The organism is Telluria sp. Soil_C_11 (genome assembly GCF_057657395.1).
The window spans coordinates 469,364-482,939 of record NZ_JBDGIN010000002.1; the positions used below are offsets into that span (position 1 = coordinate 469,364).

At 65.1% G+C, this 13,576-nt stretch carries 15 protein-coding genes and 1 pseudogene; 12 read left to right on the plus strand and 4 right to left on the minus strand.

Annotated elements, in window-relative coordinates:
* Nucleotides 1-154: 154 nt before the first annotated feature.
* A complete protein-coding gene (motA, locus tag AC3A6M_RS04975; RefSeq protein WP_487851618.1) occupies nt 155-1,015 on the plus strand; it encodes a flagellar motor stator protein MotA in 861 nt (286 codons plus the stop codon).
* Nucleotides 1,016-1,033: 18 nt separating this feature from the next.
* Here the strand turns inward: motA and AC3A6M_RS04980 are convergent, their stop codons facing one another.
* Nucleotides 1,034-1,933, minus strand: coding sequence for a LysR family transcriptional regulator (locus AC3A6M_RS04980; RefSeq protein ID WP_487851619.1), 900 nt, complete (start codon nt 1,931-1,933; stop codon nt 1,034-1,036).
* A gap of 103 nt (nt 1,934-2,036) precedes the next feature.
* Between AC3A6M_RS04980 and AC3A6M_RS04985 the strand changes: the two genes are divergently transcribed.
* Nucleotides 2,037-3,113, plus strand: a complete 1,077-nt coding sequence (locus tag AC3A6M_RS04985; RefSeq protein ID WP_487851620.1) for a tartrate dehydrogenase — start codon at nt 2,037-2,039, stop codon at nt 3,111-3,113.
* Nucleotides 3,114-3,197: 84 nt separating this feature from the next.
* On the opposite strand, the gene AC3A6M_RS04990 is transcribed toward AC3A6M_RS04985, so the two are convergent.
* Nucleotides 3,198-4,142 carry a serine hydrolase gene (locus AC3A6M_RS04990; protein WP_487851621.1) on the minus strand — a complete coding sequence of 315 codons (945 nt, stop codon included), beginning with the start codon at nt 4,140-4,142 and terminating at the stop codon, nt 3,198-3,200.
* A 278-nt stretch (nt 4,143-4,420) separates the two neighbouring features.
* The gene (locus AC3A6M_RS04995) at nt 4,421-5,440 is read right to left on the minus strand and encodes a sulfate ABC transporter substrate-binding protein (protein ID WP_487851622.1); all 1,020 of its coding nucleotides are present in this window, start codon (nt 5,438-5,440) and stop codon (nt 4,421-4,423) included.
* A 217-nt stretch (nt 5,441-5,657) separates the two neighbouring features.
* Here AC3A6M_RS04995 and AC3A6M_RS05000 point away from each other — a divergent pair, with 217 nt between their 5' ends.
* From AC3A6M_RS05000 to AC3A6M_RS05035, 8 genes and pseudogenes are all read left to right on the plus strand, one after another.
* On the plus strand, nt 5,658-6,176 hold the full coding sequence (locus tag AC3A6M_RS05000; RefSeq protein ID WP_487851623.1) for a GNAT family N-acetyltransferase: 519 nt from the start codon (nt 5,658-5,660) through the stop codon (nt 6,174-6,176).
* A 98-nt stretch (nt 6,177-6,274) separates the two neighbouring features.
* The gene (locus tag AC3A6M_RS05005) at nt 6,275-6,940 is read left to right on the plus strand and encodes a YcbK family protein (protein ID WP_487851624.1); all 666 of its coding nucleotides are present in this window, start codon (nt 6,275-6,277) and stop codon (nt 6,938-6,940) included.
* Nucleotides 6,941-7,054: 114 nt separating this feature from the next.
* Nucleotides 7,055-7,336, plus strand: coding sequence for a DUF378 domain-containing protein (locus tag AC3A6M_RS05010; RefSeq protein ID WP_487851625.1), 282 nt, complete (start codon nt 7,055-7,057; stop codon nt 7,334-7,336).
* Complete coding sequence (locus AC3A6M_RS05015) at nt 7,333-7,821, plus strand: metallophosphoesterase family protein (protein ID WP_487851626.1); 489 nt, start codon at nt 7,333-7,335, stop codon at nt 7,819-7,821. The genes AC3A6M_RS05010 and AC3A6M_RS05015 overlap by 4 nt, the downstream gene beginning before the upstream one ends.
* An 86-nt stretch (nt 7,822-7,907) precedes the next feature.
* Nucleotides 7,908-8,321, plus strand: coding sequence for a hypothetical protein (locus tag AC3A6M_RS05020; protein ID WP_487851627.1), 414 nt, complete (start codon nt 7,908-7,910; stop codon nt 8,319-8,321).
* 78 nt (nt 8,322-8,399) lie between these two features.
* The gene (locus AC3A6M_RS05025) at nt 8,400-9,209 is read left to right on the plus strand and encodes a transporter substrate-binding domain-containing protein (protein WP_487851628.1); all 810 of its coding nucleotides are present in this window, start codon (nt 8,400-8,402) and stop codon (nt 9,207-9,209) included.
* 19 nt (nt 9,210-9,228) lie between these two features.
* Nucleotides 9,229-9,897, plus strand: a complete 669-nt coding sequence (locus AC3A6M_RS05030) for an amino acid ABC transporter permease (protein ID WP_487851629.1) — start codon at nt 9,229-9,231, stop codon at nt 9,895-9,897.
* A 45-nt stretch (nt 9,898-9,942) separates the two neighbouring features.
* A pseudogene (locus AC3A6M_RS05035) lies at nt 9,943-10,035 on the plus strand (diguanylate cyclase); the annotation flags it as partial.
* 136 nt (nt 10,036-10,171) lie between these two features.
* Here the strand turns inward: AC3A6M_RS05035 and AC3A6M_RS05040 are convergent.
* On the minus strand, nt 10,172-11,848 hold the full coding sequence (locus AC3A6M_RS05040; RefSeq protein ID WP_487851630.1) for an electron transfer flavoprotein-ubiquinone oxidoreductase: 1,677 nt from the start codon (nt 11,846-11,848) through the stop codon (nt 10,172-10,174).
* Nucleotides 11,849-12,035: 187 nt separating this feature from the next.
* On the opposite strand from AC3A6M_RS05040, the gene AC3A6M_RS05045 reads away from it, so the two are divergent.
* Both AC3A6M_RS05045 and AC3A6M_RS05050 read left to right on the plus strand, forming a co-directional pair.
* Nucleotides 12,036-12,812, plus strand: coding sequence for an SDR family oxidoreductase (locus AC3A6M_RS05045; RefSeq protein ID WP_487851631.1), 777 nt, complete (start codon nt 12,036-12,038; stop codon nt 12,810-12,812).
* Entirely contained in the window at nt 12,809-13,564 is a 756-nt protein-coding gene (locus AC3A6M_RS05050) for an alpha/beta fold hydrolase (RefSeq protein ID WP_487851632.1), read from the plus strand. The genes AC3A6M_RS05045 and AC3A6M_RS05050 overlap by 4 nt, the downstream gene beginning before the upstream one ends.
* Nucleotides 13,565-13,576: the final 12 nt, after the last annotated feature.

Here is a 13,576-nt window from a genome sequence, read left to right on the forward strand (position 1 = left end):
GGCGGGAACCCAAGTTCAAAGCGCACCACCGGCCTTTTTCCTGGCCAGAGTCACCCAGACTTGGGTCCCCGCCTGCGCGGGGACGACGGTCAGGCTTTGCTTTCCATGTGGCAACAATGTTAAAGTTGCCGCATGGAAATTAAGGAGTGAACCCATGCTGATCATCGTCGGTGCCGTCGTCGTCCTGCTGGCCGTGTTCGGCGGCTTCGTGCTGCAGGACGGGCACCTGGCCGCGCTGTTCCAGCCGTATGAATTGCTGATGATTTTCGGCGGCGCGCTGGGTGCTTTCGTGATCGGCAACGACCGCAAGGCGATCTCGCTGACCTGGCACAGCATCCCGATGCTGTTCCACGGCTCGCGCTACACGCGGGAGCTGTACATGGCGCTGATGGCGCTGATGTTCGACCTGCTCACCAAGGTGCGCCGCGAAGGCCTGATGTCGCTCGAGGACGACATCGATGCGCCCTACGAGAGCGCGATCTTCGGCAGGTACCGCCTTGTGCTGATGGACGAGCACCTGCTCGACTTCATCACCGACTATTTGCGCCTGCTGGTGTCCGGCACCATGAACGCCTACCAGCTCGAGAACCTGATGGACAACGAGATCGAGACCTACCAGGAAGACTCGGACATCCCGGTGCAGGCGATCCACAAGCTGGCCGATGGCATGCCGGCCTTCGGCATCGTCGCCGCGGTGATGGGCGTGGTGCACACGATGGGCGCGATCGGGCGTCCGCCGGCGGAACTGGGCAGCCTGATCGCGGCCGCCCTGGTCGGCACCTTCCTCGGCATCCTGCTGTCCTACGGCTTCGTGGCGCCGCTGGCCAGCCTGCTGCACCGCCGCCACCAGGAAGTGGTCAAGGCCCTGCAGTGCGTGAAAGTGACCCTGCTGGCCAGCATGAACGGCTACGCGCCGACCATCGCGGTCGAATTCGGACGCAAGGTGATCTCGGCCACCGAGCGTCCGACCTTCGCCGAGCTGGAAGGGCATGTGCGGCAGCTGAAGTCGCGCTGAGCCGGCGCGGCAACGGCATCACAAGCCCGCCAGCCACGCTTCCAGGAACTGCACGCACACCCGCACGTTCGCGGAGCTTCCCAGGCGGGCGGGGTAGATGGCCCACACGTCGGCCTGCTGGTGGTATTCCGGCAGCACCCGCACCAGGCTGCCTTCGGCCAGGCTGCGGCCGACATCCCAGATCGAACGCAGGATGATGCCGTGGCCGTCGATCGCCCACTGGTGCACCAGCTCGCCGTTATTGGTCGACAGCGGCCCCTTCACGCGCACCGCCTCCTCGCCGGCCGGCCCGCTCAGCTTCCAGCGTCCCACGTCCTGGTCGCGCTCGCGGATCGCGATGCAGCGGTGCTGCGCCAGCTCGGCCAGCCGGCGCGGCGTGCCGTGCTGTTCCAGGTAGGCCGGCGCCGCGCACAGCACGCGTTCATTGGTCGCGATGCGGCGCGCGATCAGGTGCGGCTCCTGTACCTGGCCGACGCGGATGTCGAGGTGGAAGCCCTCGGCGACCAGGTCGACCGGCCGGTCCAGCAGTTCGAGCTGCACTTCGAGCTCCGGATAGGCCTGCGCCAGCTTCGAGATCGCCGGGGCGACCCGGTTGCGGCCGAAGCCCGAACTGGTGCACAGGCGCAGCAGCCCGCGCGGGGCGCTGCCCTTTTGCGAAATCGCTTCCCCGAGCTGGTCGACGTCTTCCTGGATACGCTGCGCCCACTGGTGGACGACCGTGCCATGATCGGTCAGGGCCACCTTGCGGGTGGTCCGGTGCAGCAGGCGCACCCCGAGGGTCTGTTCCAGCACCGCGATGCGCTTGCTGACGTAGGCATTCGACACCCCGAGCTCGAGCGCCGTCGCGGCAAAGCTCTGCTTGCGCACGACGGCGCTGAACAGCCTGAGGTCTTCCAGCAGCGGCGTTTTATTGTTCACGTTTCGTGTTCTTTCGATTTACGAATCTGGTGATTATATGCCGGTCCGTATTCGGTAAGATGTGCTTGTACCGTCAACATTTCTTCACAGAAGGTCTACCGCCATGAAAAAACACAAAATCGCAGTCATCGCCGGCGACGGCATCGGCAACGAGGTGATGCCGGAAGGCATGCGCACGCTCGAAGCCGTCATCAAGCGCTTCGGCCTCGGCATCGAGTTCACCACCTTCGAGTGGGCCAACTGCGACTACTACCTGAAGCATGGCCAGATGATGCCGGACGACTGGCGCCAGCAGCTCGAAGGCTTCGACGCCATCTACTTCGGCGCGGTCGGCATGCCGCACCTGGTGCCCGACCATATCTCGCTGTGGGGCTCGCTGCTGAAGTTCCGCCGCGACTTCGACCAGTACGTCAACCTGCGCCCGGTGCGCCTGATGCCCGGCGTGCCCAGTCCGCTGGCCAACCGCAAGCCCGGCGATATCGACTTTTACGTCGTGCGCGAAAACACCGAAGGCGAGTACTCGTCGGTGGGCGGCAAGATGTTCGAAGGCACCGACCGCGAATTCGTGCTGCAGGAGTCGGTATTCACGCGCAAGGGCACCGACCGGATCCTGAAGTACGCCTTCGACCTGGCCCAAAGCCGTCCGAAGAAGCACCTGACCTCGGCCACCAAGTCGAACGGCATCTCGATCAGCATGCCGTACTGGGACCAGCGGGTCGAAGAGATGGGCAAGTCGTATGCCGACGTCAAATGGGACAAGTACCATATCGACATCCTGTGCGCGCGCTTCGTGCTGTCGCCGGAACGCTTCGACGTCGTGGTGGCGTCCAACCTGTTCGGCGACATCCTGTCCGACCTGGGCCCGGCCTGCACCGGCACGATCGGCATCGCGCCGTCGGCCAACCTGAACCCGGAGCGCAACTTCCCCTCGCTGTTCGAACCGGTGCACGGTTCGGCGCCCGACATCTTCGGCAAGAACATCGCCAATCCGATCGGCATGATCTGGTCCGGCGCGATGATGCTCGACTTCCTCGGCAATGGCGACGCCACCTACCAGGCCGCCAGCGACGCCATCATGAAGGCGATCGAGAAGGTGCTGGCGGAAGGGCCGAAGACCCCGGACCTGGGCGGCACCGCGAACACCACGGAATGCGGCAAGGCGATCGCCGCCGCGATCTGATGCCTCTCCAGCAATGACAAAGGCCGCAGCGGTTTCCCGTTGCGGCCTTTTCCATTCAATTACCTGGTTGTGTGCGCGGCCGGATCAGTGGTGACGGCGATGGCGCGACACCGGCGCGTGCTTGTAGCGGCCGCGGCTGGCCGACGCCTTCACGCGGCTGCCGCCGACGGAAGCCTTGATGCGCGGACCGCCGACCGCGGCGCGCACGCGCGGCGCCCTGGCGGTCGCCACCGGGGCGTCGTCGCCCAGCACGTGGCGGCGGATGTTCAGGGCATCCAGGATGCGCACCGACGAGGCGCCGGCGTTCAGCAGCACCAGGGTCGCGTTCTTGCCGGCGGCCTTGATGCGCATGATCAGGCAGCGGCCCGCTTCCTGGGTGTAGCCGGTCTTCGACAGGCCGATGTCCCAGCCCTTGGCGCCGACCAGGCGGTTGGTGTTGTGGTACTCGACCTCGCGGCCCTTGATGTTGATCAGGTCCTTCGACGAGGTGGTGATGCGGGTGATTTCCGGATAGTTCGCGGCGGCGGTCGCCATCTTGACCAGGTCGGTCGCGGACGACTGGTTATGCGGGCTCAGGCCGGTCGGCTCCTCGATCACGGTCTGGGTCATGCCCAGTGCGGCGATCTTGCGCTTGACGGCCGCGCGGAAGGCTTCCATGCCGCCCGGATAGGTGCGGCCCAGCGCAGCCGCGGCGCGGTTATCCGACGACATCAGGGCCAGCTGCAGCACGTCGCGGCGCGGGATGGTCGCACCGACCGGCACGCGCGAGGTGCTGTGCTTGAGCATGTCGACGTCCTGCTTTTCGATCTCGATCGGCTCGTTCATGTCCTGGTGGGCATCGAGCACGACCATGGCGGTCATCAGTTTGGTCAGCGATGCGATGGGCACGACGGCGGCCGAGTTCTTTTCGAACAGGACCTTGCCGGTGTCATCTTCGACGACCAGCACCGATTGCGATCCGAAAGGCACGGCGAGGGCAGCCGCGCTGGAAATCGTCATCAGCACGGCAGCGAGGAATTTTTTGATCATGTGTGTGATTAGGTACGGTTAATGGTCGGGCGCCGGACGGCGGCGGAGCATCAAATCGTTCAGTCAGACCAGTAGCGTCGAGCTACATGGGAACTTTTTTAATGGTTTCCCAAGAAATCGAAACCAACAGCAAGATTCTACAAGAAAAAAGGCCGCGCGTTGTCGCGAGGCCTTCTTTGTGAACGGAAATTTAGCGAATTATCTTAAAGAAATCTCTTAAATACGACTCGGCTTTATATTCCGCTTATTAATCCTGTATGCATATACAGCATTATTCATTACTTGGATTGATAGATCTTGTCGAATTCACCGCCATCGTCGAAATGGCGTTTCTGCGCGGCGCGCCAACCGCCGAATACATCGTCCACCGTGAACAGCTGGATCGGCTTGTAATTCGCGGCGAACTGTTTCATGACTTTGTCATTACGCACGCGCATGTAATGCTTGGCGCCGATCTGCTGGCCGGTTTCCGAGTACAGGAAGTTCAGGTAGGCGGTGGCCTGCTTGCGCACGCCCTTGCGGTCGACCACCTTGTCGACCACCGCCACCGGCGATTCGGCCAGCACGGAAATCGAAGGATAGACCACCTCGAAATTGTCGCCGAACTCGGCGCGCACCAGGTTCACCTCGTTCTCGAAGGTGACCAGGGCATCGCCGATCTGGCGCTGGGTGAAGGTGGTGGTGGCGGCGCGGCCGCCGGCGTCCAGCACCGGCACGTTCTTGAAGATCTTGCCGACCAGTTCGCGCGCCTGGGCTTCATTGCCGCCCTTTTTGATGACCGAGCCCCAGGCGGCCAGGTAGGTGTAGCGGCCGTTGCCGGCGGTCTTCGGGTTCGGGATCACGACCTTGACGCCCGGCTTGGCCAGGTCGGCCCAGTCATGGATGCCTTTCGGGTTGCCCTTGCGCACCAGGAACACCATGGTCGAGTAGTAGGGCGCCGCATTGTTCGGGAATTTCCTGGCCCAGTCCTTGGCGACCAGGCCGCGGTCGGCCAGCATGTCGATGTCGTTGGCCTGGTTCATCGTCACCACCGAGGCTTCGAGACCGTCGGCGACGGCGCGCGCCTGCTTGCTCGAGCCGCCGTGCGACTGCTTGATGGTGATGTCTTCGCCGGTGTTCTTCTTCCATTCGGCGGTGAAGGCCGGATTCACGTCCTTGTACAGTTCGCGTGCGACGTCGTAGGAGACGTTCAGCAGCTCGACCGGGGCCGCCTGCGAGGCGAACGGGAAAACGGCGCTGCCCAGCGCCAGGGTGAGCGCCAGCAGGTGGCGGCGCAGCGGGGAGTGGGTACGGACCATTGTTGTTCTTCCTTCTTTCTTTTGGAAACGTGTGGGAGCGGGATCATCATCCACGAAGAAATAACGGAACAGAAGTACATTTTTATCATATGCTTAGACGCTTCGCCCCGGCGCATGCCTCGGCAGCAGGATCGGCGGCTTTGGGTTATAGTCCGGCCTGCCGAACCGCGGCTTTTTGGAACCAGATCCACCAGATCGTTTTTCACGTCGGAAGTACATGGGTATTGACATTCGCCAGGCAACACCGGATGACGCACCAGCGGCGTGCGAGTTGCTGCGCCGCTCGATCGAAGAAGGCTGCGCGGCCGACCACGAGCGGCGGGCCGAGATCCTCCAGCCCTGGCTGGGCAACAAGACGCCGCACAACGTCGGCACCTGGTTTTCCTCGACCAGCAACTACGCCGTGGTCGCGCTCGACGGACAGCAACTGGCCGGGCTGGCGCTGCTGACCCGGGCCGGCAAGCTGGCCCTGTGCTACGTGATGCCGGGGCAGTGGCGCAATGGTATCGGCAGCGCCATGATGCGCGCCGTCGAAGCCCAGGCCCGGGCCTGGGATGTCGCCAAGCTGCACATGCACAGCCCGGCTTCCGCCAGCGCCTTCTTCGAGCGGCTCGGCTATGTGAATGCGGGCAAGGACAAGGCCTGCTTCGGACTGGAATGCGATTTCCTCTGGAAGCAGCTGAACACCGTGGAAGTGCCGGCGGGCAAGCGTTTCTGCAACTGCAGCGGCAAATAAGCGGGCAAATAAACGTCACATTCCGCCGTTTCGCGAACTCATCTTTTTTACTTTTGTCCGTTGCGATATAGTAAGGAAGTTCCAATGATGAGTTTGTTATGGCTTCCCGCAGAGATTTCCTCCAGCACGGCTTGCGCCTCACCGCACTCGGCCTGGTCGCGACGCCGCTGATCGGCCAGGCGGCCGAGCGCAGCACCCGCAACGCGTCCGCCGCGGCGGACGCACCCAGCATCGACATCGCCCCGCCGCCCGACCTGTTCGACGCCCAGGTGGTCGACCTCGACTTCTGGGTCAAGCCGCGCACCCTGTCCGTGATCCGCCCCGCCAGCGGCGAGCGGGCCAGGGTGCTGTACTGGAAGGATGGCGAGGTGATCGACTCGGCCTACCAGGAACTGTGCCACATGCTGCGCGACGTGAACGGCAAGGCCAGCATGGCGATCGACCCCAAGCTGCTGGAGACCCTGTGGGCCGCCCAGGCCTTCGTCGAGCGCTACGGCCTCGACAAGCCGCTGGAAATCCTGTCCGGCTACCGCACTCCGGCATCCAACAACCGCCTGATCGAACAGGGCGTGCCGGCCGCGCGCCAGTCCCTGCACATGTCCGGCAAGGCGGCCGACATCCGCATCGCCGGTCTCACCGAGGAAGTGCTGGGCGGACTGGTGCGCAGTTTCCGCCAGGGCGGGGTCGGCTTCTATTACCGCTCCGGGCCGAAAGGCGGCTGGATCCACGCGGATACCGGCTTGAACCGTACCTGGAAAGGCTGAGCGCCGGCCCCTGCAGGCGCTGATTCCCGCCCGGATAGACGGCGCACGCCCCCGCGCATTTTTGCTATCGTGGATTTCGGATCAACCTTTCCGAAGGAGGACATGATGGCAACCATGAACGCACCCACCATGGAACGGCGGCACCTGCCCGAGCGGCGGGCTTCCGTGCGCGAAGGGCACCCGGCGATGTCGGCGATCGACTATATCGCCATGGCCCTGCTGATCATCGGCGGCCTGAACTGGGCCATGGTCGGCCTGTTCGACGTCGACGTCGTCGCCAGCCTGTTCGGCGCCGGCAGCCCGGCCACCCGCCTGGTCTATGTGGTGGTCGGCATCGCCGCCCTGTATTCGATCTGGACCGCGATGAAGCTGGGCCGTCACCGGCAGTCCGCTTGAGCCCGGCGAACGACACGCGGCGGGCCGTGCGGATCGGACTCATCTCGGATACGCACGGCCTGCTGCGTCCGGAAGCGCTGGATTTCCTGGCCGGCAGCGACCACATCGTGCATGGCGGCGACATCGGCGGCCCGGAGATCCTCGAACGCCTGGCCGCCATCGCGCCGCTGACCGTGGTGCGCGGGAATAACGATACCGCGGCCTGGGCAAGCCCGATTCCCGGCAGCGCGCGCCTGGAGCTTGGCGGGGCCGCCATCTACGTCATCCACGATCTGAAGGAACTCGACATCGACCCGGGCGCGGCGGGCGTGCGGGTGGTGGTGTCCGGCCATTCGCACAAGCCGGCCTGCGCGGAGCGCGGCGGCGTGCTGTACGTGAACCCGGGCAGCGCCGGGCGCCGCCGCTTCAGCCTGCCGATCGCGGCCGGCGAACTGCTGGTCGAAGACGGACGGGTCGAGGCCAGGCTAGTCACCCTCGCGGCCTAGCGCCACGCGGCAGCTTGCACGGCCGGTCGTCCATGCCGTAGCATACGCGCCGTCCGCATCCCAACCATCACACTACCGAGCCCCCCATGAGCCAAGATTCGACCAAGGACAGCGCCGAGCGCCCCCGTTTCCGTCCGGTGCCCTGGACCCCGCTGGAAACCCCGCAGGACGTCGAGCTCTGGATCGATGCGCACAACCGCACCATGCAGGAAATGATCGGGCCGCAGGAAACCGGTGTCGGCGTGCGCTTCAGCCTGGCGCCGGGCGGCGACGTCTATCTGCAGACCACCGGCGACGCCGTCCTGCTCGACGTCGAGCCGGATGCCGGCTGGATCGCGCCCCTGATCATGGCCGCCACCGGGGCCGAACAGCCGGCCGGGCAGGTCTGGGTCCTGCCGGACGACAAGCTGGTGCAGCTGCTGCTGGGCCTGTCGACCCTGGTCGAGAGCACCCTGATCGTCACCGGCCACCATTTCAAGCATAGCCGCAGGCTATATTGATAGGCGAATAATTCCCTTTTCGCATCATCGCATTTCGGATATAAATCAGGCTCTACTGCTTGATTGGAGTGCGAGGCGATGCAAAAGGGTTCCCCGAATAATTTCCGCAGGACGTTATTGGCTGGCGCCGCCGCGCTCTGCGCCACGCTCGCGCTGCCCGCCCACGCCGCCGACCTGCTCGATACGGCCAAGGCGCGCGGCACCTTGCGCATCGCCCTCGAGGGGACCTACCCGCCATTCAACTTCAAGGACCCGAAGACCGGCCAGCTGACCGGCTACGACGTCGACGTCGCCAGGCTGGTGACGGCGAAACTGGGCCTGAAGCCCGAATTCGTGACCACCGAATGGACCGCCATCCTGTCCGGCCTGGGCGCCGGCAAGTACGACGTCATCATCAGCCAGGTGAACATCACGCCCAGGCGCGAGCAGGCCTTCGATTTCTCCACCGCCTATACCTATTCGACCCCGCAGCTGATCGTGCGCCGCAACGAGCGCATCGAGTACAACAAGCTGGAAGACCTGAAAGGCAAGAAGGTCGGGGTCGGGCAGGGCAGCGTGTTCGAGCAGCAGGCCAAGGCCGTGCCCGGGATCGAGGTGAAGAGCTATCCGGCGGCGCCGGAAAACCTGCAGGACCTGGCGTTCGGGCGGGTCGACGCCGCCCTCAACGACAGCCTGATGGTGGCCTACCTGCTGAAGTCCTCGCAGCTGCCGATCCGCGCGGGGGCGCGCGTGGGCGCGGTCGAGCGCACCGGCATCGCCTTCCAGAAGGGCAATCCGAAATTCCGCGCCGCGGTCGACAAGGCGCTCGAGGCAGTGCGCGCCGACGGCAGCCTGAAAGCCGCCTCGATGAAGTGGTTCGGCGTCGACGCCACCCGCGCGCCGCAGTGAACCGGGACTGAGCGGGGGCATGGAATTCCAGGACCTGCTGGACTTGCTGCGCGAGTCCGCGCCGCTCATGCTGCGCGGCGCCGGCTATACCCTGATGCTGGCCCTGTCCGCCATGGTCGGCGGCCTGGTGCTGGGCCTGCCGGCCGCGCTGATGCGGGTCGCGCCCTGGGCGCCGCTGCGCTGGCCGGCGGCGCTCTACGTCAGCATGTTCCGCGGCACGCCGCTGCTGGTGCAGCTGTTCGTCGTCTATTACGGCCTGCCGAGCATCGGCATCGAATTCACGCCGCTCGCGGCCGGGGTGCTGACCCTGTCGCTGAACGCCGGCGCCTATCTGTCGGAAAGCCTGCGCGGCGCGATTCTCTCCGTCGCCCAGGGCCAGTGGCGCGCCGCCTTCAGCCTGGGGCTCGGCTGGGGCCAGACCCTGCGCTACGTGGTCCTGCCGCAGGCGCTGCGGGTCGCGGTGCCGTCGATGAGCAATACCCTGATCAGCCTGATCAAGGACACCTCGCTGGTGTCCGTGATCACGATGACCGAGCTGATGCTCGTTACCAAAGAGCTGATCTCCGTCACGTTCCGTCCATTGCCGCTCTACGTCGCAGCGGCCATCATCTATTGGGGTTTGAGCCTGTTCTTCGAGGGGCTGCAGCGCCGGGCCGAGCGGCGCCTGAATCGTGCCCATCAACATTAAACATCAGCCTCATCGCGGGGTGAGATGGACAAGGACATGCACGTGCCGGCGGCGCTGCTGTACATCGACCTCGACCACTTCAAGGAAGTCAACGACCGCCTCGGCCATGCGGCCGGCGACGCCCTGCTGGTCGATGCCGGCTGCGATTACGCGCAGGGGTATATGTTCGGGCACCCGATGACGGCGGCCGAACTGGAGGCGCTGGCCTTGCGGGTTGCGGTCCGCTGAGCGCGGACGTCAGGCGTGGGCACCGCGTGCCCACGACTCCATCGCATTACATGTTCGGGTAGTTCGGCCCGCCGCCGCCTTCCGGCGTGACCCAGACGATGTTCTGGGTCGGATCCTTGATGTCGCAGGTCTTGCAGTGCACGCAGTTCTGCGCGTTGATCTGCAGGCGGTCCTTGCCTTCGTCGGTCTTCACGAACTCGTACACCCCGGCCGGGCAGTAGCGCTGTTCCGGACCGGCGTACTTGGCCAGGTTGATCTCGACCGGCACGTTCGGGTTCTTCAGGGTCAGGTGCACCGGCTGGTCTTCCGCGTGGTTGGTGTTCGAGATGAACACCGAGGACAGGCGGTCGAAGGTCAGCTTGCCGTCCGGCTTCGGATAGACGATGGGCTTGAAATCCGAGGCCGGGCGCAGGCATTCATGGTCGGCATGCTGGTGGTGCAAGGTCCACGGCGCCTTGCCCTTGAACAGGATCTGGTCGATGCCGGTCATCAGCGTGCCCAGGTACAGGCCCTTGCTCATCCACGGCTTGAAGTTGCGCGCCACGTGCAGTTCCTCGTGCAGCCAGGACTGTTCGAAGGACACCGGATAGCTGTTCAGCTCATCGTGCTGGCGGCCTTCGCCCAGCGCGGCAAAGGCGGCGTCCGCGGCCAGCATGCCGGTCTTGATGGCGGCGTGGCTGCCCTTGATGCGGCTGACGTTCAGGAAGCCGGCATCGTCGCCGACCAGGGCGCCGCCCGGGAACACGGTCTTCGGCAGCGACTGCAGGCCGCCCGCGGTGATCGCGCGCGCGCCGTAGGAGATGCGCTTGCCGCCTTCGAAGAAGTGGCGGATCGCCGGATGGGTTTTATAACGCTGGAATTCCTCGTACGGCGACAGGTAGGGGTTCTGGTAGGCCAGGCCGACCACGAAGCCGACCGCGACCTGGTTGTTCTCCAGGTGGTACAGGAACGAACCGCCATACGTATCCGACGGCAGCGGCCAGCCGGCGGTGTGGATCACCAGGCCGGGCTGGTGCTTGGCCGGGTCGATCTCCCACAGCTCCTTGATGCCGATGCCGTAGGTCTGCGGATCCTTGCCCTTGCCCAGGTCGTACCTGGCGATCAGCTGCTTGCCGAGGTGGCCGCGCGAACCTTCCGCGAACAGCGTGTACTTGGCGTGCAGTTCCATCCCCAGCTGGAACGCGTCGGTCGGTTCGCCTTCGCGGTTCACGCCCATGTTGCCGGTGGCGACGCCCTTGACCGAGCCGTCGTCATTGTACAGGATCTCGGCGGCCGGGAAGCCGGGGAAGATCTCGACGCCCAGGCTTTCCGCCTGCTGGCCCAGCCAGCGCACCACGTTGCCGAGCGAGATCACGTAGTTGCCGTGGTTGGTCAGGGCTTTCGGCACCATGAAGGACGGGGTCGCATACGACTTGGTCTCGGTCAGGAACAGCACGCGATCCTCGGTGACCGGGGTGTTCAGCGGTGCGCCCTGTTCCTTCCAGTTCGGGAAGAGTTCGTCCAGCGCGCGCGGATCCATCACCGCGCCCGACAGGATGTGCGCGCCCAGCTCGCCGCCCTTCTCGAGCACGCAGACGGACACGTCGCGGCCCTGTTCCGCCGCCAGCTGCTTCAGCCGGATACTTGCCGCCAGGCCGGCAGGGCCGCCGCCGACGATGACGACGTCGTATTCCATCGCTTCGCGCGGACCGTATTGTTCGATAAGGGAGTTGGGCTGAGTCATGTCTTATAGGTGTGTGAAAAATTTAAGCACGAGTGTGCACTTTTTTGCTCATGATTGCAACGCAGGGGGCTATTGTAGGGCAGATATTAGATACGGCAATCTAAACGCGGCGAATTTGGTGAAGTATGTAATCATTATGGTCTCGCAACAGAATATAGTTTGGTGAGATCGGAAACGGGAGCGAAAAGTGGGCATTGAAGTGAATTTCGAAGGCAAGATCGCCATGGTGACCGGCGCGTCCAGCGGTTTGGGCGCGCGCTTCGCGAAGGCCCTGGCCGGGGCCGGGGCGCAGGTGGTGCTGGCCTCGCGCCGCGTCGAGCGCCTGAAGGAGCTGCGCGCCGAGATCGAGGCGGATGGCGGCGCCGCGCACGTGGTGGCGCTGGACGTCACCGACCTCGCCAGCATCAAGTCGGCGATCGCCCACGCGGAGACCGAGGCCGGGCCGATCGATATCCTGGTGAACAATTCCGGCGTGTCGACCACCCAGCGCCTGCTGGACGTCACCGAGGACGACTACAACTACATCATGGACACCAACCTGCGGGGCGCCTTCTTCATGGCCCAGCAGTGCGCCAAGCGCATGATCCAGCGCGCCAAGGGCGACCCGAAGAAGCAGCACCGCATCGTCAACATCGCCTCGGTGGCGGGCCTGCGCGTGCTGCCGCAGATCGGCGTGTACTGCATGAGCAAGGCCGGCGTGGTGCAGATGACCAAGGCGATGGCGGTCGAATGGGGCCGCTACGGCATCAACGTCAACGCCATCTGTCCCGGCTACATCGCGACCGAGATGAACGAGGATTATTTCGAGACCGAGCAGGGCCGCAAGCTGATCGAGATGCTGCCGCGCCGCCGCATCGGCAAGCCGGAAGACCTCGACGGCCTGCTCCTGCTGCTGGCCGCCGAAGAGGCCCACTTCATCAACGGCACCATCATCACGGCCGACGATGGCATGACGGCGCAATGACCGTCCGCCCCGCGCTGGTCCTGGTCCACGGCCTGCTGGGTTCCAGCAGCTACTACGATCCGCAGGCCCTGCTGCCGGAGCTCGACGTGCGCACGCCCGACCTGCTCGGCTACGGCAGCAGGCGCAGCATCGATGAAGGCATCGGCCTGCACGCCCAGGCCGCCGAGATCGCGCGCGTGCTGCGCGAGGAAGTCGGGCGGCCGGCCTGGCTGCTCGGCCACAGCGTCGGCGGGGCGGTGATGATGCTGGCCGCTCAGCAGGCGCCCGGGCTGGTGGCGGGCCTGGTCAGCGTGGAAGGCAATTTCACGCTCAAGGATGCGTTCTGGTGTTCGCGCATCGCCGCCATGCCGGAGGCGGACTGGGCCGCGGAATACGGCGCCATGGAGGACGATCCGGCCGCCTGGCTGGAACGGAGCGGCATCGAGGCCAGCGACCTGCGCATCGCCTGGGCCAGGGACATCCTGTCGAACCAGCCCCTGGAAACGATCCAGGCGATGGCGCGTTCGGTGGTCGACGTGACCGGCCAGCCGGCCTACCTCGAGGGCGTGCGGCGCGTGCTCGGGACCGGCGTGCCGCTCTACCTGGTGGGCGGCGAACTGTCGGCCGCCGGCTGGGACATTCCCGAGTGGGTGCTGGCGCTGGCCTGCGGGAGCCTGGTCCAGCCGAAGGCCGGGCACATGATGATGCTCGAGGACCCGGCGGCCTTCTGCGGCATTGTTGGAGACATCGTACGCCGCCACGCTCCCGGCTGAGGGACTACAATG